The organism is Sphingorhabdus sp. Alg231-15 (genome assembly GCF_900149705.1).
Taxonomy (GTDB): Bacteria; Pseudomonadota; Alphaproteobacteria; order Sphingomonadales; family Sphingomonadaceae; genus Parasphingorhabdus.
This window is the reverse complement of sequence record NZ_LT703001.1, coordinates 1-20,624: the sequence shown is the minus strand read 5'-3', so window position 1 is coordinate 20,624 and position 20,624 is coordinate 1. Positions and strand designations below refer to the sequence as shown.

General features: G+C 52.6%; 21 protein-coding genes. 7 read left to right on the top strand and 14 right to left on the bottom strand.

Annotated elements, in window-relative coordinates:
- Position 1: 1 nt before the first annotated feature.
- The 4 genes from prsR to DG177_RS00090 form a co-directional block, all read right to left on the bottom strand.
- On the bottom strand, positions 2-1,384 hold the full coding sequence (gene prsR / locus DG177_RS00105) for a PEP-CTERM-box response regulator transcription factor (RefSeq protein WP_108809631.1): 1,383 nt from the start codon (positions 1,382-1,384) through the stop codon (positions 2-4).
- Positions 1,377-3,491, bottom strand: a complete 2,115-nt coding sequence (gene prsK / locus DG177_RS00100; RefSeq protein ID WP_108809630.1) for an XrtA/PEP-CTERM system histidine kinase PrsK — start codon at positions 3,489-3,491, stop codon at positions 1,377-1,379. Before prsK ends, prsR begins: the two co-directional genes overlap by 8 nt.
- Position 3,492: 1 nt before the next feature.
- Positions 3,493-4,881 carry a TIGR03013 family XrtA/PEP-CTERM system glycosyltransferase gene (locus DG177_RS00095; RefSeq protein WP_108809629.1) on the bottom strand — a complete coding sequence of 463 codons (1,389 nt, stop codon included), beginning with the start codon at positions 4,879-4,881 and terminating at the stop codon, positions 3,493-3,495.
- Positions 4,882-5,014: 133 nt separating this feature from the next.
- Positions 5,015-6,406 carry a short-chain fatty acyl-CoA regulator family protein gene (locus DG177_RS00090; RefSeq protein ID WP_108809628.1) on the bottom strand — a complete coding sequence of 464 codons (1,392 nt, stop codon included), beginning with the start codon at positions 6,404-6,406 and terminating at the stop codon, positions 5,015-5,017.
- A 274-nt stretch (positions 6,407-6,680) separates the two neighbouring features.
- On the opposite strand from DG177_RS00090, the gene DG177_RS00085 reads away from it, so the two are divergent.
- Positions 6,681-7,103: a hypothetical protein gene (locus DG177_RS00085; RefSeq protein ID WP_108809627.1), complete on the top strand. Its 423-nt coding sequence runs from the start codon at positions 6,681-6,683 to the stop codon at positions 7,101-7,103.
- A gap of 28 nt (positions 7,104-7,131) precedes the next feature.
- Here the strand turns inward: DG177_RS00085 and DG177_RS00080 are convergent, their stop codons facing one another.
- The 4 genes from DG177_RS00080 to DG177_RS00065 form a co-directional block, all read right to left on the bottom strand.
- On the bottom strand, positions 7,132-7,515 hold the full coding sequence (locus DG177_RS00080; RefSeq protein WP_108809626.1) for a hypothetical protein: 384 nt from the start codon (positions 7,513-7,515) through the stop codon (positions 7,132-7,134).
- 3 nt (positions 7,516-7,518) lie between these two features.
- The gene (locus tag DG177_RS00075) at positions 7,519-8,847 is read right to left on the bottom strand and encodes an amidohydrolase (RefSeq protein WP_108809625.1); all 1,329 of its coding nucleotides are present in this window, start codon (positions 8,845-8,847) and stop codon (positions 7,519-7,521) included.
- 67 nt (positions 8,848-8,914) lie between these two features.
- A complete protein-coding gene (locus tag DG177_RS00070; protein WP_108809624.1) occupies positions 8,915-9,535 on the bottom strand; it encodes a DUF4893 domain-containing protein in 621 nt (206 codons plus the stop codon).
- 2 nt (positions 9,536-9,537) lie between these two features.
- Complete coding sequence (locus DG177_RS00065) at positions 9,538-10,323, bottom strand: 3-hydroxybutyrate dehydrogenase (protein WP_108809623.1); 786 nt, start codon at positions 10,321-10,323, stop codon at positions 9,538-9,540.
- 127 nt (positions 10,324-10,450) lie between these two features.
- Here DG177_RS00065 and ypfJ point away from each other — a divergent pair, with 127 nt between their 5' ends.
- A complete protein-coding gene (gene ypfJ, locus DG177_RS00060) occupies positions 10,451-11,362 on the top strand; it encodes a KPN_02809 family neutral zinc metallopeptidase (protein WP_108809622.1) in 912 nt (303 codons plus the stop codon).
- Positions 11,363-11,371: 9 nt separating this feature from the next.
- Here the strand turns inward: ypfJ and creD are convergent, their stop codons facing one another.
- Positions 11,372-12,787, bottom strand: coding sequence for a cell envelope integrity protein CreD (creD, locus tag DG177_RS00055; RefSeq protein WP_108809621.1), 1,416 nt, complete (start codon positions 12,785-12,787; stop codon positions 11,372-11,374).
- Between the two features lie 152 nt (positions 12,788-12,939).
- On the opposite strand from creD, the gene DG177_RS00050 reads away from it, so the two are divergent.
- Positions 12,940-14,067, top strand: a complete 1,128-nt coding sequence (locus tag DG177_RS00050) for an alpha-hydroxy acid oxidase (protein ID WP_337658281.1) — start codon at positions 12,940-12,942, stop codon at positions 14,065-14,067.
- Positions 14,068-14,081: 14 nt separating this feature from the next.
- Positions 14,082-14,597: a hypothetical protein gene (locus DG177_RS00045; RefSeq protein ID WP_337658280.1), complete on the top strand. Its 516-nt coding sequence runs from the start codon at positions 14,082-14,084 to the stop codon at positions 14,595-14,597.
- 58 nt (positions 14,598-14,655) lie between these two features.
- Here DG177_RS00045 and DG177_RS00040 read toward each other — a convergent pair whose 3' ends face one another.
- From DG177_RS00040 to sdhC, 4 genes are all read right to left on the bottom strand, one after another.
- Positions 14,656-15,471 carry a methyltransferase domain-containing protein gene (locus tag DG177_RS00040; protein WP_108809619.1) on the bottom strand — a complete coding sequence of 272 codons (816 nt, stop codon included), beginning with the start codon at positions 15,469-15,471 and terminating at the stop codon, positions 14,656-14,658.
- Between the two features lie 72 nt (positions 15,472-15,543).
- Positions 15,544-17,376 carry a succinate dehydrogenase flavoprotein subunit gene (gene sdhA, locus DG177_RS00035; protein WP_108809618.1) on the bottom strand — a complete coding sequence of 611 codons (1,833 nt, stop codon included), beginning with the start codon at positions 17,374-17,376 and terminating at the stop codon, positions 15,544-15,546.
- A complete protein-coding gene (gene sdhD / locus DG177_RS00030) occupies positions 17,376-17,765 on the bottom strand; it encodes a succinate dehydrogenase, hydrophobic membrane anchor protein (RefSeq protein WP_108809617.1) in 390 nt (129 codons plus the stop codon). Before sdhD ends, sdhA begins: the two co-directional genes overlap by 1 nt.
- 4 nt (positions 17,766-17,769) lie before the next feature.
- Entirely contained in the window at positions 17,770-18,168 is a 399-nt protein-coding gene (gene sdhC / locus DG177_RS00025) for a succinate dehydrogenase, cytochrome b556 subunit (RefSeq protein ID WP_108812678.1), read from the bottom strand.
- Positions 18,169-18,408: 240 nt separating this feature from the next.
- Between sdhC and DG177_RS00020 the strand changes: the two genes are divergently transcribed.
- The 3 genes from DG177_RS00020 to DG177_RS00010 all read left to right on the top strand — a co-directional run bounded on the left by DG177_RS00020 (position 18,409) and on the right by DG177_RS00010 (position 20,313).
- Positions 18,409-19,128, top strand: coding sequence for an SDR family oxidoreductase (locus DG177_RS00020; RefSeq protein ID WP_108809616.1), 720 nt, complete (start codon positions 18,409-18,411; stop codon positions 19,126-19,128).
- Positions 19,125-19,796: an MnmC family methyltransferase gene (locus tag DG177_RS00015; protein ID WP_108809615.1), complete on the top strand. Its 672-nt coding sequence runs from the start codon at positions 19,125-19,127 to the stop codon at positions 19,794-19,796. The genes DG177_RS00020 and DG177_RS00015 overlap by 4 nt, the downstream gene beginning before the upstream one ends.
- A gap of 133 nt (positions 19,797-19,929) precedes the next feature.
- Positions 19,930-20,313, top strand: a complete 384-nt coding sequence (locus DG177_RS00010; RefSeq protein WP_337658275.1) for a hypothetical protein — start codon at positions 19,930-19,932, stop codon at positions 20,311-20,313.
- Positions 20,314-20,425: 112 nt separating this feature from the next.
- Here the strand turns inward: DG177_RS00010 and DG177_RS00005 are convergent.
- The coding region (locus tag DG177_RS00005) for a hypothetical protein (protein ID WP_337658273.1) at positions 20,426-20,624 on the bottom strand (199 nt) is incomplete at its 5' end.

Here is a 20,624-nt window from a genome sequence, read left to right as displayed (position 1 = left end):
CCTAGCTGGCTTGTTGCAACTGATATTGTTTCAGCAAGTCATAAAGTGTTGGCCTGCTAATACCCAAAAGCTTGGCGGCATTTGAAATATTGCCGTCTGTTTGAGAGATCGCTCGGATAATGGCAGCCCGGTCCGCTGCTTCTCTCGCCGCTTTCAGGTTCAGAAGATCGGTCGTCTCTTCATCGCTTTCGCCCATATCCAGATCCTTGGCAGCGATCATCTTCCCGTCTGCCATGATGACGGCGCGCTTTATGCGATTTTCCAGTTCTCTTACATTACCTGGCCAATCCCACGCCTCGAGAGCCGCCAGCGCATCGGGGGCAATACCTTTGACCGCTGGGTTAATTTCCTCGGCGAATTTCTTCTGGAAATGACGCGCGAGCAAACTGGCATCGCCTGATCGCTCGGCCAAGGCCGGTATCTTGATCACGATTTCAGCAAGGCGGTAATATAGATCTTCTCGGAAACTATTGTCGGCGATCATTTCGTCCAGATTTTGGTGCGTGGCGCACACGATCCGCGTATCCACGGGAATGGCTTTACGCCCCCCGATCCGTTCGATCACCCGCTCCTGAATGAAGCGCAGCAATTTAACCTGAAGCGGAAGTGGTATGTCGCCCACTTCATCAAGGAATAATGTGCCACCATTGGCTTGCTCGATCTTGCCTTCCGTGGTTTTCACGGCTCCGGTAAAGGCGCCCTTCTCATGACCGAACAGTTCCGATTCCAATAGGTTTTCAGGGATTGCGGCGCAGTTGATTGCCACAAACGCATTGTCTCGGCGATTGCTGGAATCATGTAGTCCGCGTGCAAGCAGCTCTTTGCCGGTACCGCTCGCTCCCAACAACATCACCGACGCATTTGTATCGGCAACCCGTTCGATCATTTGTGCAACCTTGAGCATTTCCGGAGCACCGGTGATGATCTGGCCGAGCACCTGATGGTTATCATCATGTTTCGCCGAAAGAACCGAGTTTTCGATCTCCAGCTTCCGGACATGAAATGCACGGCGGACAATCAATCCAAGTTCGTCAATATCAACCGGCTTCTGGTAAAAATCCCAAGCGCCGCTTGCAATGGCCCGCAGCGCACTGTCTTTCTCACCATGCCCGGATGCGACGATGACCTTTGTATCAGGTTTCAGGCTGAGTATTGCGTCCATCGTTGCAAAACCCTCAGTCGTACCATCCGGATCAGGCGGCAATCCAAGGTCAAGTGTAACCACATCTGGTTCCTCGGCGCGCAACATATTGATTGCGGTCTCGCGATCACCGGCGACGATCACTTCAAAGTCCTCATAGGCCCATTTGAGTTGTTTCTGCAGCCCCGGATCATCTTCAACGATCAGAAGTTTTTCTAGAGGTTCTTTACCTTTATCAGGCATTTTGTGCGGCCCTTTCTTCTTCGGTTTCATCTTCTGACAAATGGCTGGCGAGCGGCAATATGAGGGTGAAGCGGCTGCCCGAACCCTCTTTGCTCTCCACCTCTAATCGCCCGTTCATTGCCATTGCCAATGATCGCGCTTCAAATGCACCAATGCCGAACCCACCATCCTTGCTCGACGCAAAGGGTTTGAACAGCTGGCTGCGTATAAATTCACTCGACATGCCTTCACCGCGATCGAGAACTTCGATGGCAACGCTAAGATCGCGGCGGCGGGCGTTTAATAAAATCGGCTGCCCATCCGGGCTGGCATCAATTGCGTTCTGGATCAGATGTCCCAATATCTGATCAACACGTGCGGGATCCGCCATCGCAGTCAGATCATCAATCTGGGTACTTTCAATGGCGTGTAGTAGCCGCTTTTTCTCAATGATCGACTGGAGCAAGGCCGCTACTTTCACGGGTTTCGGCTCTTCCGGCTTGGCTTTATTATGCTGGGACAGGCGCTCAAGCAGGCCGTTCATTTTGTCCGCAGAATCCTGCAATGTGGCGATCATATCCGTTTGAAATTCTGGATTATCCGCGTGTTTTTTGGCATTGCGAGCCAGCAAACTCAGCTGACTGACAAGGTTTTTAATGTCGTGCATGATGAAGGCCATGCGGCGATTAAACTCGTCAAACCGCTGCGCTTCCGACAAGGATTCCTGGCTGCGTGCCTCAGCCAGGTAGCTTGCCACCTGACGACCCACTACGCGAAGCATATCGAGATCTTCCCAATCCAAGGTACGGTTGACTCGCGGCCTTGCCAGCAACACAATTCCGGCAAGCCGATCAAAATGAACCAGCGGCACTGCTGCCCAAGTTTGCGGGTCGTTGGTCATCCATTCCGGAATCGCGCCCAGATCGATCTGCTCTGCCAGGTCTGACTGGTCTGCACGCAAGGCATCAAACTCGATGATATGACCGGTTTCTTCAAAGAACGGCACAGTACGGGAGGTGCAAGCGCGAGCAGGGACCTGAATGGTTGGCCAGTTCCATCGCGATTGCAAGGCTAGTCGACCGGAGTCATCGGGCATCAACAATATGCCAGCTGGAGAATCCGTGATATCTGCAATCGCCTTGACAACCCGCTCGTGAAAGGGAGCGCTATCATTGCCCGGGCGACCAATGGTATCAGTAAATCTTACCCATTCTGCCCGGTAGTCATAGCGATGCTGAAAGAAATTTTTTGCAAGCTTTACCTTAAACCACGCGCGGAACTTCCCTGACGGCAGTAGCAACAGCGCAGCTATCGAAGTCCCGAACAGAAAACTGATTTGCGCCAGTCTTGCATAATCACCACCAATAATTTCCAGCGCAGTCGCTATGACGATCATCATCAACAAATAACCGCCAATTGCGACCAGTGATAAGGAGCGAAACGCGACGCTGCGCGACAGTTTCAATTTCCACTCGGTGTTGCGGACGGACGCCAGGGCAAGAATAGGTGCGATACAGGCCATAGCGGGACCGCGCATGGCGGTCAGCTCAACGGAAAATTGCTGGGTCAGATAGGTGATGGTGAAAAGGTTCAGATCATAGGTCCAGATGGCCGCCAGTGAGGCCATCGGCAAACGGATTCCCCAACGGGTCTCCGGCGCTGAAATGGAATATAGATTGTGCACCAAGACCAAGGCACCGACCGCGAATAGCATGCGAAGCACCAGCGAGGTATAGGCAGCCATGCTGCCAAGGCGCGGGCTGCCCTCAAAAATCGGGATCAGAGAATCCACACCAACCTGACTGATCAACACCAGCGCGAGAGCTACGTAGATCACATTGATCGATTTTGGTTCGTTGCGGCCTTCGCCGGTTCTGAGCAACACAAACATGAACGTCAGCCACCCCAGATTTCGAAGGGATTCGCTGAAATTGGAAATTGCCGAGAACGCGCCTTCCACGGAAACTGTGAGCGCCCAAAAACTGGTCATCGCCAGAGCGATCACCAATGAAATTTGAACGCCGTTTCGCTCTCCCTTTCTTTGGAATTGCCAGATGGCAATCATCGCAAAAAGGACGGCGGCCAGGCCATGTCCAAAGGTACTAATCTGAGCCAATAGTGCCAACATCTTACCGCGCACCTTCCGGCCAAAGAACAACGCGAATAGTCTGAAGCAAAATTAAGATATCGAGAAACGGCGTATAGTTTTTGGCGTAGTAGAGATCATATTCCAGCTTATGACGACTATCTTCAATCGACGCACCATAGGGATAGTTGATCTGCGCCCAACCGGTAATGCCAGGCTTTACCATATGCCGCTCTGCATAGAATGGCATTTTGGTCTGGAGATCATCAACAAATTGCGGCCGTTCCGGGCGAGGACCGACGAAACTCATCTCGCCTTTTAATACGCTCCAAGCTTGCGGAAGCTCGTCGATACGGACTTTTCGAATGAAGTTGCCAACTTTGGTGATCCGCGGATCGTTTTCACTGGCCCAGACTGCTTTGCCGCCAATCTCAGCATCAGCACGCATTGATCGCAACTTCAGAATATTGAATTTTTGACCATAGAGACCAACCCGTTCCTGCCGGAAAAAGGCACCACCACGGCTTTCCAATTTGATCAATGCGGCAAAGATCAAGATGATAGGCCCGGTAAAGATCAGCATGAGCAAACTTAGGGCAATATCGAAACTGCGTTTGAAAACCGTTGATATCCGGCGCCCGGCTGAAAACCCGTCCGAAAAGATGAACCAGCTTGGGTTGACGCTATCCAGATCAACCCGCCCTGTTTCGCGCTCCAGAAAGCTGGACATATCATTCACATGGACACCTGTTGTTTTGATCGTCAACAGGTCCGTCACGGGTAATGAATTTCTTCGTTCCTCAAGTGCGAGAACAACTTCGCTGACCTCAAGATTGATAACATGCTGCGGCAGATCATCGATATCAGACCGCTTAACCGCTGCTTTCACCGCGGCCGGACCTTCGTTCATATTGACATAACCCCGCACAACGAAACCGCTTTCCGGTTTAGCGGCAAGCTCCGCTATACGATTGGCCCTTGCACCCGCGCCAAGTATCAACAGACGACGCTTGAAAACGTCGCTGTCCAACAATGTACCAAGCATGACCCGAAGGATCATAAGTAGGCAGATGGAGAGAAGCATCGCATATAGGGAATTGGATCGCCAAAGGGTTATTCCTGGCAGAATGAAGGCTGTGATAGACAGAAATATAACGCCCAATGAAATGGCAACCAGTATCCGTGCAGCCGCAAAGCGTAGCGATTGAAGGGCTTCTGTTCCGTAAACGCCTACGGCAATCAGAGCTACTTCAAGCGCAATGGCAAAACTGATAATCGGCGCGGGACGATCAAAAATCGAACCGGCGCTCATTCCAATCTGGCTGGCACGAAAAACCCAACTAATCTCTGCGGCAACAACCAGCAGAAACATATCCAAGACCCCAAGGAAAAGGAGTGGATAAGGGATATAATGTTTAAACAGTCTGATCATTAAGCGCGCAATCTTTCGGTAGTGCGCCTACGCGATAGACATAATTCGTAAGCTGTCGGTTAATTTTACACCTTGGAATTGAAAAAATCCCACGAATTCATGATCAATGTTCAGTTTTCCGACAGTTTGACGATCAATCCCGGACAAATTTATAGGCAGTCAAGCCGGTTTCCCGCTCATCAAACTTTAAGGTCCTGTTTTTGGGAGGCATTGATCTTTGAGGACATTGATCTCTGGTGCATACCGGACAACCCAAGCCAATTGGAACCGCATTATCGGGAGAAATATCCTGCCCTCTTGCATGATAGAGAGAGGCTCCGTGATCTGCAGACAGTCCAAGACCGACAGCAAACTCGGACGTCTCCCCAGCAAGTCCGGTACCTATGCCTTGAATTGCGCGCGAAAAAGTGAACCACATTGAATTGTCTTCCAACTCAACCAATTGTGTGTCCAACTCGAATGGACGATCAAAAACCCGATGAATATTCCAGAAAGAGCAGCGGTCTGCACTTTCGACCATCGGTGAGTGACTGGCACCCGAGAAACGTTTCGACACCAATCCGGAACGATCGATGCGGATCATGAAAAACGGCAAGCCACGCGCTCCAACACGCTGTAATGTCGTCAAACGATGAGCAACCTGTTCGAAACTAGCACCGAACCGGCGTTCAATAACCTTGAACTGGTAACCTGTTTGCTCACATGATCTCAAAAACCGGGCGTAAGGCATCATCAAAGCAGCGGCAAAATAGCTCGAGAGATATCGCCGGTAAAAGGAGCGTGCGGCGTCATCCTTGAAGTGCGCACCAGAGACCAGCCCGTCAATTTCTGCTCGAGCCTCTATTTCAGCAAGCAACAATGCCGCCTGAAACGTGCGAGAGGCCGGATCCAGTGTTTCCGACAGTTGCAGCTGGCGTGCGTGTAAATCCAAGCGCCGAAGAGTTCCTGGCAGTACCGTCTCAGGCAGGACCCGTATCATCAGCTGGTGCTTACTTCTCAGTCTCTCGCCAATGGCACCATAGAGATCGGCAGATATTAGTCGCAATTCGTCGGCCAACGTTTCGGCCATAGAGTCCAGATCGGCAAAATGGTTTTGCCAACGATCGATCTCTCTTCGAACGAACTCAATCGGATCTACCATTTCTTGTTCACCTGGAAACTGGCTCGCCGGTCGATTGTCAAAAAGCCTCACAAACGCCGCCGCTGTATTGGGCGAAGCCGTGAGCCATTCCTCTAACTCTGATTTATCAATTGTCAGGTCATCAAACATCGGATCCGCCAGCCGTCGTCTTATTCCAGCCAACCCGCCTCCGGGTTCATCCGCAACCAATTGACGTGGATCGAAATCAAATCGATCCGCCAGCAATAGCATCAATCGTGCACTTAACGGACGTTGATTGCGTTCGATCAGGTTCAGATAGGATGGGGATATATCGAGCGCATCAGCCAGGGCCACTTGAGTCATATTTGCCCCGCGCCGCAGACGCCTTATAGCCGCACCTACAAAGAGCTTTCTGTCCGTCATAGTGAGCCTTTTTGTAAACTAATTTACAAAATTACAACAAAATAGTGCATTGCTCAGCTAATTTACAACTTTTTCTGTAAATTTTTGTAGCGTGAAACTGCCCAATTGCGCTAGCCGAGAGGATATCAGAGATTAATAGTAAGTTTCCTGGGGAGGAAAAGCTATCCGTCGGAGCCTTGCCGCTCCGGCGGATTTTTTGTGCCCAAGGTGTAAGCATATTTTAAGGGCAAGCCAGTAAAGCAATCATATGAAAATCTAAAACTAGGTGCTCTTGATGATTAAAAAGGCAATTCTTTTCGTTGTTTCCACTGGAACACTCATCTACTTCATCACGCCCGTTGATGACGAGAAAGCTGCGGAACCGATTCCAGAAGAGACTTCCACGACGAAGCCCGCAGTCGACGCGGATGCTTCCGATCAATGGAGTTATGACGATGACGAGGGGTCCGACGAGTTTGTTTTTGGAGAACCACTGGCATATTCAGACGATGATGACGCTCCAGTCGGCAACAATGGTGAAGTTGCGGGAGCTCCGGGACCAACACTCAGCGAACCTAAAAGGCCGATTGCTCGAACGAACTATATCAGTCCGGCCGTCTACTCGAAAGCGCCCAAACCCGGTGAGCTAGGCAGCAAGGACAATCCGATCGATATGACACCGCCAAGTGGCAGGACACCACCGCCGTCCAAGCCTTAAGCATTGTAAACTGAGACACATTAACGTTTTATTGGCAGCGTTTCATGATATAGCTATCAGGTTCTATATTCAGGATGAACTGGTCTGGTCCAGATATCATAACAGGTCCCTCCATCTGGAAACGGCCTCCTGCTTCGCCTGTTTCTTCATCTTCCGCCAAATCAGTCAAATTGAGTTTCAACTGACCAGCCATCCATTGCCAAATGCCGGTCAAGTCTTCCGATATGAAATTGCCACCAGCCAATAGCGTCCAGTTTGTCGGTTGATCGCAGGTTTCTTCCGAAAAGGCCCAGCGCCCTTCGAAATATGAAGCTTCAACAGTCTCTCTGAACCGCGGTACTTCGACATTGGCAATAGACACGGTTGCTGCGACAGCAACACCGACGGCGCAGATTGCCTTGGTCTCAGCCATCTACTAACCGCCCTTTTTCATAATATCGAGCGCTGCAGCTGTGAGCGCTTCTGCACCTGTTGCCACGACTTTTTCCGCATCTGGTGCCCAAAGCGGACTATGGAGTGATGGCAATTTCTTTCCCTCTTTTTTGGCTTCCTGATACTCGTCCATCGGAACACCGCCAACCCAGAAGATCATGCTTTTTATCGTTTCATCAGCCCGGCGATAGCGGCTGAAATCCTCACCACCCATAACCGGCTTGGATTGAACAACCCGCTCCTTGCCAAATCGCGCCTCAAACAGCTTCGCCACTTCCATGCTGAATTCCGGACTATTATAGGTTGATGGGGTAAACTCGTCGTCGCGCACCCGGATGACCGGCATCCTGTCTTCCGGAAGGCCAGCGGTTACCGCCTCCCCTTTGGCAATCCGCTTGATCCCGTCGAGAAGTTTAGCGCGGGTTTCGTCGGAATAGCTGCGCACCGTCAGCAAAAGGTTCGCCTTGTCGGGAATGATATTATGCTTGTAACCGGCCTGAAAGCTCCCAACGGTCACTACCGCGGGATCCTGCGGATCAATCTCACGGCTGACCAGGGTCTGCAGGGCGCCAACAATACGCGATGCGACCACAATGGGATCCTTGGTTGTGTGCGGATAGGCGCCATGACCACCCACACCCTTAACTTCAATGTCCACGCTGTCGACGTTGGCAAGCGCATAACCTGGCGCATATCCGATAAAACCAGCAGGCACGCCGGCCGCATCATGAAAGGCCATCACATAGTCCGGCTTAGGAAAACGGGTGTAAAGACCGTCTTCCAACATTGCCTTGGCCCCCTCGCCGGTTTCTTCAGCCGGCTGCAGGATCATCACCAACGTGCCCGACCAATCGTCCTTGCGCGCAGCCAGCTGGCGGGCCGTTCCGACCCAGCCGGTCATATGGGTGTCGTGGCCACAAGCATGCATTACGCCCGTGTCATTGCCTTCCCGGGTTTTGGCACGCACTTTTGAAGCAAAAGGTAATCCGGTTTTCTCAACCAATGGCAAGCCATCCATATCCGCCCGGATCATCACTGTGGGGCCAGCACCGTTTTTCATCACAGCGACCACCCCGGTGCCACCGACCTTTTCGGTTACATCAAAGCCAAGTCGCCTGGCTTCGGCGGCAAGCTTTGCTGCCGTCCGTACTTCTTCACCACTCAGTTCAGGATTGGCGTGCAGATCACGATATATTTCCATCAGAGATGGCAGGTCTGCCTTGATCGCATCTTTTAGAGAGTCAGCCTGCGCTGGTGTCCAAAACAAAACCGTACTGGCCGCAATCAAAGCGGCTTTCGAAATCATACGCATCACTATCCCCGAGTTATTTCACGTGACTGTGAACCTAACTGCTCAATCACCGCTTGTCAGGCACAATCTAATCACCAATCGGTGTCAGCTCCATGACATTCACAACCGACTCATAATAGGGATAGGGAAAAACCATTCGCCAACGCTTGGCCCCAATGCGCTCTACAACCGCTGCCTGATCTCGCTTTTTGGTTTTTCCATAGGACATGACCTTATCTTCATAGCCATAGAATGATGTACCGAGATAAATGGAATGGCGCGTGCCCGCCTCGTACAGCCAACCCGCCGTGCGTTGTGAGCCCGTCAATTTGGTGAAATGGCGCCGATTGCCATCGACGGTGATCCGGCATCGAAAAGCCGGATAGGCTATATAAGGCAAACCGCCGCTCGCATCGCCATCAAGTTTTGTAACCGAACAGGCGTAGAGCCCCGCCGGAACCGTGCTGTCCGGCAAAGAAGCATCCTTGTCGAATAGCCGTTTTCTTGTAGCCAGCTTGTCACCCTCACCTCCTCGAACGGCGCCGACAACGCCTTCCTGCAGGGCTTTTTGCCAGTCATCGATTCGCTTTTGGTCCGCCGCAGTAGCCTGTTCGCGCCACTGTGATTCCGGGTGGGATACGTCTGCCGCCAACGCGATCGATGCTAGGCCGGATAGAATCAGGCCTATTACTGCTTTGGCAGATGACATGCTCACTGCGCCGTCCACCCGCCATCAATGGAGAGATTAGCGCCAGTAATCGCACTGGCTTCATCCTTGCACAGGAAAACCGCTAGCGCCGCGATCTGATCGATCTGGACAAATTGTTTTGTCGGTTGCCCGGCCAGAAGCACATCATTCATAACCTGTTCGCGGGTCATATTCCGCGCTTTCATGGTATCGGGAATCTGGTTTTCCACCAGCGGCGTCCACGCATAACCAGGCGATATTGTGTTCACCGTAATTCCCTGTTGCGCAACCTCAAGCGCGACCGTCTTGGAAAATCCGGCAATCGCATGTTTTGCGGCATTATACGCAGATTTATAAGGGCTAGCGACCTTGCTGTGCATGGATCCTGTGTTAATGATCCGCCCCCAACCACGCGCTTTCATCCCCGGCAAAACCGCTTTGGTGGTGTGAAAAGCACTGTTGCAGATAATGTCCATGATCGCGTTCCACTTGTCTTCGGGAAACTCATCGACCGGGGCAACATGTTGAATTCCTGCATTGTTAACAAGAATATCAACTTCTCCCAATTGCTCGGCACAGTCTGTTGCCATTTGCCGAATTTCATCGGGTTTGGTCATGTCAGCGTTGCTATAGGCGGCCTTCGCTCCGCTCAGCTTTTCGAGTTCCTGCCTCAGCGATTCAATTTCACCCTCATCGCCAAAGCCATTGATCATGACGGCAGCGCCCTCTGCAGCCAGCGCTTTTGCGTAGCCACCGCCAATGCCAGAGGTCGACCCGGTCACAAGAGCGATTTTACCCTTCAGAAACATGCATTTTCTCCTTTCGGTAACCTTAAAACAGTCCGGAATGACTGCAACGGATTTTTGTAAAAGAAATGCTGGATGCTTGCGCTTTTCTTCATTTCAGGCGAATTGGGGTCGAATAGGAGATGAAGCCATGCGTTTAGATGATCTGGATCCCAGCAAAAATGCCCGCGACCACGGACGTGGAGGTGGCCGCAGAGGATTTGGCGGCGGCGGTGGTGGAGGAGGCGGACTTGGTCTGCTCCTCAGTTTTCTGCCCATGTTGCTAGGCCGAAAAATGGGTTGCGGAACTATCTTGCTCATTGGCGGCGCGGCTCTGGCCTTCATGTATTTTGGTGGCGGCGCGGGGATGTTGACGGGCGGCGGGACACAGGCTGGCGGTTCCGGCAATGCCGTTGCTTATGATACTCAGGAAGAACGCTTTGCCGGTCAGGTTCTTGCTTCTACCGAACAGACGTGGTCAAAACTGTTCCAGGCCAATGGTTCGCGCTATCAACCGACAACAATCAACTTCTATCAAGGCGGGGTCAGCTCCAATGGCTGTGGCTCAGCCAGTTCTGCCGCAGGACCATTTTATTGCCCGGCCGATAAGGGGATATATCTCGACACATCCTTTTTCAACGAGCTGGAAACCAAAATGGGTGCGCGCGGAGATTTTGCCAAAGCCTATGTCATTGCACATGAGGTCGGCCATCACATCCAGACTTTAAGCGGCGTTTCCAGTCAGGTCCGTCAAGCACAGGGCCGGGCTAGCAAGGCGGAAGGCAACGCGCTTCAAGTGCGGATGGAATTACAAGCAGATTGTTATGCCGGTGTCTGGGCCGCACAAAATGCGGATCGCATGGAACCCGGTGATGTCGAGGAAGGTCTGACGGCCGCCCATGCTATTGGCGATGATACTTTGATGCGCGGCGCAGGACGGCGACCGGTGGAAAGCATGTTTACCCATGGTAGCTCCGAACAGCGGATGGCTTGGTTGAAAAAAGGTATGCAAACCGGCGATCCGGCCGCGTGCGATACTTTTGCACGCGGCGCGGTTCGTTAGCCGGTTCGCTTAGGTTGCAGGTTCTTTCTGCAATGACCGCGACCAGTCCAGCCGCCGGGTGACGAACATCACCCCGGCCAGAGCAGCGAAGATCAACAATGATCCGATGAGCAGCGAATATGCCTCTAGGCTCAGTAGGATATAGATCACCCCGTATAGCGCGGCGAGTAAGCCGCCGATGATCGACGCTCTTCGCCAACTGGACAGAACCGATGCCGCATAAGCGGTAATCAATCCGATTGTTGCTATCGATGCAACGACATAGGCCAGTGCAAAGCCGATAATTTCGGCAAAGGCGAGCAGCAGGATGAAGAACAACACCAGTGCAACACCAACCAGAATATACTGCACGGAAGAGATACGCACGCCGCCGATCAGATCGAACAGCAAAAAGGCGACAAAGGTAAATCCTATGAACAGAAAGCCATATTTGGTCGCCCGACTAACCTGATCGTAAAGATCAACTGGTTGAATCAGGTTCACGGTCACGCTGGAAGAACTGCCAACACTGCCGCCATCATAGGAGTTGTATGACCGATCTCCGCTCTCTGGATAGATTTGTTGCCCAGGTTGCGTCGAGGTCAGCGAAGTTCCCAGCGCCAGATTGGAGATTCCATATTTCGCAGTAAAGCCGGTTTCTTTCACTTCATTGTCAGGGAGGAAACCGCCAGTGAAACTGGGATGTGGCCATTTTGAGGTGACGGACCAATTGGTTTGTCCCGCATCTGGTACCATTGTCAGACTTTCGGTTCCGCGGAACTTCACGTCAAATTTGACCGCGATTTCACCGTCTTCCAGTGCGGTTGCATCCAGCCATGAGAAAAAGCCGGTATTGCCGGTTTCACCCAATCCTTTACCGGGCTGCAGAACCAAGGACTGGTCATCAACCGTTAGCTTGTTATCTGCTGACAGACCCCTCGCATCCGACAAACCGAACCGAATCTCCGCGCGGGCAAAATCAATATCCGCTCTATCAATGCCAGACCGATCAAAATCTTCCGGCAGCTTGAAGGAGGCCGAACCCGTCACATTGGTATTATAGATAACCACCTCATAGATGGAACGGCTTTTGACTTCTGTCTGGATATCACTGTCGAAAGTCATGACTTCCGGTGAGACATAAAGCTCTCTTGTCACAACATTGGTGCGGGTAACCGTTTTACCGTCCTGCTCCACCGATTCCTGCACTTTTGCTTTGTAAGGCAGAACAATTTTGGGCCCGGCAAAAACCTGCTTGCCGCCCCAACCGGTGACGATGGACTGTTCGGCCTGATTACTTTGGTTTTGCCGATCATAAATAAGCAACCAACTTGCGAACAGCGGAATTGCCAGCAAAAAGCCCGTCAACAGCACCAACAGGAACTTGGCGCCTGGCGACCGTTCCGGCCGCTGCGGTTGTAGATTGTCTTCGTCGGTTTCAGTCATAATGAATTTTCCCTCTAAATCCCTGTATTTGCTGGACCGTGGCTCTTGCAAGCCGTGGCCATTGCTCTAATCATAAACCCCAAGCTCTTCCATCAGAGCGACGAATCGAGGCTTACGTGCGACGAATTACCACAATTGCGGATTGCCATAACGTGAACGACTTCCGTTCTTTGGCCAAAAAGCGTCTACCTTTTCCAATATTCGACTATATTGACGGTGCGGCTGACGATGAGATCACCCGACGGCGCAATACCGAAGCTTATGAAGCATGCGATCTTGTACCCAATGTCCTTGCCGGGGTCGAGGATATCGACATGACTATTTCGGTCATGGGGCAAAAACTCGCAATGCCGCTGTTCCTGTCTCCCACTGCCCTGCAGCGACTTTTTCATTGGCAGGGCGAACGCGGTGTAGCGAGAGCGGCCGAGAAGTTCGGAACCTTTTTCGGGATATCCTCGCTGGCCACGGTTAGTATCGAAGAGATCGGCGAAAGCATCAGTTCGCCAAAAATGTTCCAGCTCTATGTCCACAAAGACAAAGGACTTAACAAGTCGATGGTCGAGCGCTGTAAGGCAGCAAAGTTTGATGCGATTACCCTGACCGTCGACACTATTGTCGGCGGCAATCGTGAACGCTGCCTGCGCTCTGGATTCACCAGCCCACCCAAGATCACGCCCGCCAGTTTCCTAAGCTATGCAACCAAACCAGCCTGGGCGCTCAACTATATGCTTCGCGAGAATTTCGAATTGTCCAACCTTAAGGATCATGTGGCTGAGGGCACCAATGTCGCTCTGTCGGTGGCGGAATATTTCTCAACCATGCTTGATCAGGCGCTCGACTGGACGATGGCAGAAGATATTCGCAAGGACTGGGGCGGTGAATTTTGCCTGAAAGGAATTATGTCGGTTGAGGATGCCAGACGTGCTGTCGATATCGGTGCCACCGCCATCATGGTCTCCAATCACGGCGGTCGACAATTGGATGGCTCCCGCGCTCCATTCGATCAGCTTGCTGAAATTTGCGACGCAGTGGGTGACAAGATTGATGTGATTTGCGATGGCGGCATCACACGGGGCAGCCATGTCCTGAAAGCTCTTAGCGTCGGTGCCAAAGCCTGCTCCGGAGGTCGGCTTTATCTCTATGCGCTGGCAGCCGCCGGACAGGCAGGGGTTGAACGGAGCCTCAGCTTGTTGCAAGCTGAGATCGAACGGGACATGAAACTGATGGGCGTGACATCCCTTGACCAATTGAACCGTGACAATTTGCGGTACCGGACTTGAACAGGAACAGGGAAATGATGATGCGAAACTCAACGAAATTGGCAATAGGTTCAGCGGCAGCTGCGCTTCTCCTGACGGCACCTGCTCAAGCGCAAAGAGCCGATCCCGATCAATCAGCGGAAGAACATGCAGAGGATGCAGCAACTACTCCGGCCAAAGATGTCGGCCTGAAAAAGACCAAAATTCCCGCAAAGCTTATCGCCATTCAAGATGATCCCTATTCGCTCGACGGTCTGCGTCGCTGTGCTGCGATCATCAAGGAGGTCAAGGAACTCAATGCTGTGCTCGCGGCCGATGTCAATGAGGAAGTCGACAAGTCGAGAGCTGAAAAACGTGAGGAAACTGCGGGCCGTGTCGGCGGCGGCCTTCTGGGCGGGCTAATCCCCTTTCGCGGTGTAGTACGCGAAATATCTGGCGCGGCAGGCGATGAACGCAAATATAATGCAGCGGTTTATGCCGGTGTTGTCCGGCGCGGATTCCTGAAAGGTGTTGGCCGGGAACGAGGTTGCAAAGCCCCTGCCCGTCCTTAGGCTAACCTAACGAGAGCAAAGAGCTGGTTCGGAGAATGGTAACGCAAAGGCCGGGCGCTTAGCGCGCCCGCACAATCCAGATACCCCCGGGCAATGCAACCCGACCGCCATCATCATGAGGGGCAAGCGCATCCTTCAAGGCAATCAGAAGCTGGGACCGCAGTTCATCATCGACCTCGCCTAGCGCCCTTGATGCCGGTCCGATTTGGGATGAGAAATAGACCGCATCGTCGACCCCGCCCGATTGAGACATGCATATTTCAACCGCATGCGATGTCATCGAGACATCATCAAAACCCGCTTCGGTCAAAATTCCTTTCAGCCGCGCGTCATCCGCAAATGCGAAGGGACCGGGCGCATGCGGATCCGTTTCCGGCGCTTCAGGCAATAATGGTTTGATCGCCGCCATCGGGACCATCACCCACGAATTCACCTTCGGACTCTGCCAGCAAGCAAAGACCATCCTGCCGCCGGGCTTCAGATTGGCTTTGATGTTGGTAAAGGCCGCAACCGGGTCTTCGAAAAACATCACTCCAAAGCGCGACATGATGAGATCGAAACCTTCGTCAGACCGATATTCGGCGGCATCAGCCAGCACAAGCTTTCCACGCCCATTTGCCCTTGACCGCGCCAGTTCCAACATCGGTTCAGACACATCTACACCGGTGACATCGGCGCCTGCATCCATCGCAATTATCGACGTCTCACCGGTGCCACAACCAATATCCAAAACACGTTCGCCCGACGCAATCGCGGCAGCATCCATCAACAGCGAGGTCACCGGTGCCAGCAAGGCATCCATGACATCCTGCTGTTCTGTCCACTTCACACCGGCATTGTCATTCCAATATTCGATCTGCTCTTCATTGGACATGACAGGTGCGAAACTCCGTTAAGGTAGGTGAAGACGGCGACTAGTGCATCAGGTTGTAGCGAAGGCAGCCAATCAGTAGACCCGCTTCTTCGGCTTCACATATTCCGCTTCATCGGTCAGTGTAAAGTCATGAACCGGGCGATAGTCGATATCGACTTTGCCGGTGCCGCGCGCCTTATCGGGGCCACCCCAGCCGTCAAATGTCGCAACCGTGTGCTTCATCCATTCCTTGTCATTCCGATCTTCATAATCTTCCTGCATATGGGCACCGCGGCTTTCCTTGCGGTTGGCGGCGCTTTCCATGGTCACAACCGCCTGTGCCATCAGGTTATCAAGCTCCAGCGTTTCGATGAGATCGGTATTCCAGATCAACGAGCGGTCAGTGACGCTGACATCGCTCAATTTTTCATTCACCGCCCGCATTGCCGTCACGCCTTCGGACAGCAATTCATCATCGCGGAACACAGCACAGTTTTTCTGCATTGTTTTCTGCATTTCCGTGCGCAGAGCAGCGGTCGTTGTGCCGCCTTTCGCATAACGGAAATGGTCCAGACGGGACAGGGACAGATCAGTTGAATCCTTCGGCAATGGCTTGTGGGATTCACCCGGCTTCAGCTTCTCTTTGAGACGCAGGCCGGTTGCGCGGCCAAAGACCACAAGATCGATCAGCGAGTTGGAACCCAGTCGGTTTGCACCATGGACGGAAACACAGGCCGCTTCACCGACCGAATATAGTCCCGGGACCACAGCATCGGGATCATCCTTGGTCGGATTTACGACTTCGCCATGATAGTTACAGGGTATGCCGCCCATATTATAATGGACCGTTGGCACCACGGGTAGCGCCTGACGCGTCAGATCAACACCCGCAAAAATCTTGCCGGTTTCGGTAATGCCCGGCAGGCGTTCTGCCAATACGTTGGGGTCGATATGATCGAGATGAAGATAGATATGATCTTTCTCTGGCCCAACACCACGGCCTTCGCGAATTTCGGTTGCCATGCAGCGCGATACCACGTCGCGAGACGCAAGATCTTTTGCGCTTGGCGCATAGCGTTCCATGAAACGTTCGCCTTCGGAGTTGGTCAGATAACCGCCCTCCCCGCGTGCGCCTTCGGTAATCAGCACGCCCGCACCGTAAATGCCTGTGGGGTGGAACTGAACAAATTCCATATCCTGCAAAGGCAGGCCAGCGCGCAATACCATGCCGCCGCCGTCACCAGTACAAGCATGGGCAGAGGTCGCACTATAATAGCAGCGGCCAGAGCCGCCGGTTGCGAGAACAACTGCATGTGCGCGGAAGCGATGGATAGAACCGTCTTCCAGACAGATTGCGATGACACCGCGACACTCGCCGTCTTCCATGATTAGATCGATGGCGAAATATTCGATGAAGAAATCCGCGTCATATTTCAGGCTCTGTTGATAGAGCGCATGGAGCATCGCATGACCGGTGCGGTCAGCCGCTGCGCAGGTGCGTTGTACCGGAGGACCATCACCCATATTCTGCATATGACCGCCAAAGGGACGTTGGTAGATGGTGCCGTCTTCATTGCGTGAGAATGGCACGCCCGCATGTTCCAGTTCGTAAACCGCTTGCGGCGCTTCGCGAACAAGATATTCAATCGCGTCCTGGTCACCCAGCCAGTCAGAGCCCTTTACCGTGTCATACATATGCCAGGACCAGTGATCCGGCGTATTGTTACCCAGCGAAGCGGCAATACCGCCTTGCGCCGCAACCGTGTGTGAACGGGTTGGGAAAACCTTTGTAATACACGCGGTTTTCAGGCCGGCTTCGGCAGAACCCATGGTCGCGCGCAAACCGGACCCACCGGCGCCCACGACGACTGTGTCGAACGTGTGATCGATAATCTTGTAAGCGGGTTTTGAATCTGTGTCAGTCATTAAGCGACCACTCCGGTAAAGGCGACCTTGGCGACAGCGAAAATTCCTAGCGCTGCTCCACCAATGGCGAAAAAGTTAAGCAAGATGATGAGGCCGAATTTCAGGCCATGATCGGGAACATAATCCTCAATCAAAACCTGCAGACCAAGCCGCAAGTGCCAGAAGATACTGACCAGCATCAACATCATCGGAACCGCAACCAGCGGTGAGGACAGCCAGCCGATCAGCAGCTCATGCTCGTAATTGGGCAGTCTCAGCAAAGAGATCAGCAGCCATGCAATTAGCGCGAGATTACCGACGGCGGTAACCCGCTGAATGATCCAATGATGGGCGCCTTCCTGAGCAGAGCCAAGACCGCGAACCTTACCAATATTTGTTCCTGATCCCATCGTCTTATCCAATCAGCTTTGAAGAGATGAAAGCCCAGAGCCCAGCGGTCGAAAGCAATGCCAGCACGGGCACCACTGCGGACCAGAGCTTGTTGGTCTGGAGTTCATAACCTGCGCCTGCATCAAGCACGAAATGGCGAAGGCCAGAATATGTATGTTCGAACAGGGCAAAGGTCATACCGATCATGACAATGAAACCGGGGATAGTTGTCATGATACCAACGAAAAACTCATAGGCCTCTGGTCCAGCAGAAATGCTGTACAGCCACCACACCAAAATTGGCGCGCCCAGCAGCGCAAGTGCGTCACCGGTGGCACGGTGCAGGATGGAGACCAGCATGTGCGGACCCCATTTATATATTCCCAAATGCGGCGATAATGGCCGGTTCGTTGGCTTAACCAATTTTTGTCCCCTGATCACGGACCCCGGATCTTGTTCGGAGTCTTTGTAAACGAACCAGTGCTTTAGCGAAAACACGGCATCATGCAAACAGGATAGCAGGGTTTTTATAGCTTATCCGTCAGGTTTTTAGATGCAAAATGCCACCCGGCAGCTGCAAATCACAAAAGTGCTGTCAAATTTATCAGGCTTTTGACATCTCTTGTTGGACCTTTGGCGATCCTCGCCCTATTCGTGCGCAATATGGCAGATACAAAAACACATATTTTGGTAACCGGCGCCAGCCGCGGTATTGGCAAGGCGATATTGGACGGTTTTGATCCGGATAAAACCAAAGCTTTGGGGCACAGCACTTCCGGCGAAACCGGTCTTCTGAAGGCGGATTTTGCAGTCTCAGAAGAGGCCCCGCAGCTCTGGCAGGATGCATTGGCACGGCTGGATGGCCGGATCGATGTCCTGATCAACAATGCTGGTATTTTTGATCCCAACCCCATTGCCGATAGCGACACGGACTGGCTGGAAAACTGGAGCCGGACGATGCAAATCAATCTCACGGCCTCAGCGCAGCTTTGCCGATTGGCGGTGCAGCATTTCCAGGAACGTGAGGGGACAGGCCGTATCGTAAATATCGCCAGCCGTGCCGCCTATCGCGGGGATAGCCCAGACCATTGGCATTATGCGGCATCAAAAGGCGGGATGGTGGCGATGACCAAGACCATAGCCCGCGCCTACGCCAGCGAAGAGATATTGGCCTTTGCCATCTGCCCCGGCTTCACCATGACCGGGATGGCGGAGGATTATCTGGAAAGCCGCGGTGGAGAGAAGCTGTTGCGGGATATCCCCTTGGGCCGCGTCGCGCAGCCAGAGGAAATTGCGTCCATGGCCAAATATTGCGCGCTGGATGCACCGCCATCGATGACCGGCGCGGTGCTCGATGCCAATGGTGCGAGCTTCGTCCGGTGACACCGCGCGTTCTTTTAGACACAGCGAATATCCCCAATGGCGGGGGCGAGCTTCGGCTCTTCCAGCGGGGACAGGAATTTTCGATCATGCTGGGCAGCAACGAGCTGATGAACAGCCGGTTGAGCGGTTCGGAAGAAGCGCTCGCCACCCTGCCCTGCCAACGTTTGACCGACCGCACCGGCGCACGCATTTTGATTGGCGGCCTGGGCATGGGCTTTACCCTAAGAGCCGCCTTGCCTTTATTGAGCGCAAAGGCAGAGATCATCGTGGCAGAACTGGTGCCCGCCGTCGTTCAATGGGCTCAGGGGCCGATGGCAGAGATATTCGATGGCAGCCTCGACGACCCGCGCGTTACCATCGAAACCGCAGATGTGTTTGATCTAATCTCTCAAAATAACGGGTCATATGACGCGATCCTTCTGGATGTGGACAATGGCCCCGATGGCATTACCCATGCGTCGAACGACAGATTATACACAGCGGCCGGCTTAAAAACCGCGCAAAGGGCGCTGCGCCCTGGCGGGATACTGGCAGTCTGGTCATCCGCACCGGATGCAAAATTCACCAGACGATTGGCAGACGTCGGATTCATGGTTGAGGAAGCCCCCGTCCGCGCGCGAGGCAAACGCGGGGCGCATCATATAATCTGGCTGGCGACGCGGCGATAGTATTTTGCTAGTGTCCGCTTTGGGCGCAAAAGCGGACATTAAGAAAATGCATTTGTCGTTGCTGCCAAGATTTAACTCTGCCAACAACATATTCTAAAGCTATTGGGAGTTGGACAGCATGTTTGTGACGTGTGTGAGAAATAATTCCAATGACTTGTCCTACGAACGGAAAGCAGACCTTCTCCGGCACATCCACTATGAAAATGCTGAATTGCAAGGTCTTGATGTTGGCAAGACTTATCAGGTATTTGGATTGGTATTTCGGGACAATGTTCCGTGGTACTATTTGGATGCCGATAGCTCGGGGTATCCAACACCTTACCCATTTCACTATTTTAAACCGACGGAGTTAGCCATTCCTTCAAATTGGCGCATGGTTGTTCGGCAACTTGATATATATCGCTTCGAGACTTCAATCCTTCCAGAATTTTGGGCGGAAGACTCAAGTGTCTACGAACGGGTTTTGGATGACGACCCAGATGCTATTGAAAAATTCAAAGCTCTTATGGATGATTAATGCATTCCTACTAGTGTCCGCTTTCGGGATAAAGCGGCCATGACTGTTGAGACGCAAATGCGGACGATAGGATATTCGACTTTGAGAACTTAGATCAGCTGCTACGTTAGCATTAAGGCAGTTCACCTAAGTAGGGGAACGCGCACCAAGACAACAGTGTAAAGAGGGAGAAGTTCGCCAGAAGAGTTCCAGTTCGAATTTTTCTCAAATGTGCGTAGATCGCTAAGCCGGTTACAATAGCAAATGATACAATATTCTCGATGGCGACGATTTGGGTATGTAACTCACCTTGATAACGTATTCCATAATCC

Bases quoted from the DNA above. Each gene is read 5' to 3' on its own strand.
- prsR (WP_108809631.1), bottom strand. From the start codon at position 1,384: ATGCCTGATAAAGGTAAAGAACCTCTAGAAAAACTTCTGATCGTTGAA.
- prsK (WP_108809630.1), bottom strand. From the start codon at position 3,491: ATGTTGGCACTATTGGCTCAGATTAGTACCTTTGGACATGGCCTGGCC.
- DG177_RS00095 (WP_108809629.1), bottom strand. From the start codon at position 4,881: ATGATCAGACTGTTTAAACATTATATCCCTTATCCACTCCTTTTCCTT.
- DG177_RS00090 (WP_108809628.1), bottom strand. From the start codon at position 6,406: ATGACGGACAGAAAGCTCTTTGTAGGTGCGGCTATAAGGCGTCTGCGG.
- DG177_RS00085 (WP_108809627.1), top strand. From the start codon at position 6,681: ATGATTAAAAAGGCAATTCTTTTCGTTGTTTCCACTGGAACACTCATC.
- DG177_RS00080 (WP_108809626.1), bottom strand. From the start codon at position 7,515: ATGGCTGAGACCAAGGCAATCTGCGCCGTCGGTGTTGCTGTCGCAGCA.
- DG177_RS00075 (WP_108809625.1), bottom strand. From the start codon at position 8,847: ATGCGTATGATTTCGAAAGCCGCTTTGATTGCGGCCAGTACGGTTTTG.
- DG177_RS00070 (WP_108809624.1), bottom strand. From the start codon at position 9,535: ATGTCATCTGCCAAAGCAGTAATAGGCCTGATTCTATCCGGCCTAGCA.
- DG177_RS00065 (WP_108809623.1), bottom strand. From the start codon at position 10,323: ATGTTTCTGAAGGGTAAAATCGCTCTTGTGACCGGGTCGACCTCTGGC.
- ypfJ (WP_108809622.1), top strand. From the start codon at position 10,451: ATGCGTTTAGATGATCTGGATCCCAGCAAAAATGCCCGCGACCACGGA.
- creD (WP_108809621.1), bottom strand. From the start codon at position 12,787: ATGACTGAAACCGACGAAGACAATCTACAACCGCAGCGGCCGGAACGG.
- DG177_RS00045 (WP_337658280.1), top strand. From the start codon at position 14,082: ATGATGATGCGAAACTCAACGAAATTGGCAATAGGTTCAGCGGCAGCT.
- DG177_RS00040 (WP_108809619.1), bottom strand. From the start codon at position 15,471: ATGTCCAATGAAGAGCAGATCGAATATTGGAATGACAATGCCGGTGTG.
- sdhA (WP_108809618.1), bottom strand. From the start codon at position 17,376: ATGACTGACACAGATTCAAAACCCGCTTACAAGATTATCGATCACACG.
- sdhD (WP_108809617.1), bottom strand. From the start codon at position 17,765: ATGGGATCAGGAACAAATATTGGTAAGGTTCGCGGTCTTGGCTCTGCT.
- DG177_RS00020 (WP_108809616.1), top strand. From the start codon at position 18,409: ATGGCAGATACAAAAACACATATTTTGGTAACCGGCGCCAGCCGCGGT.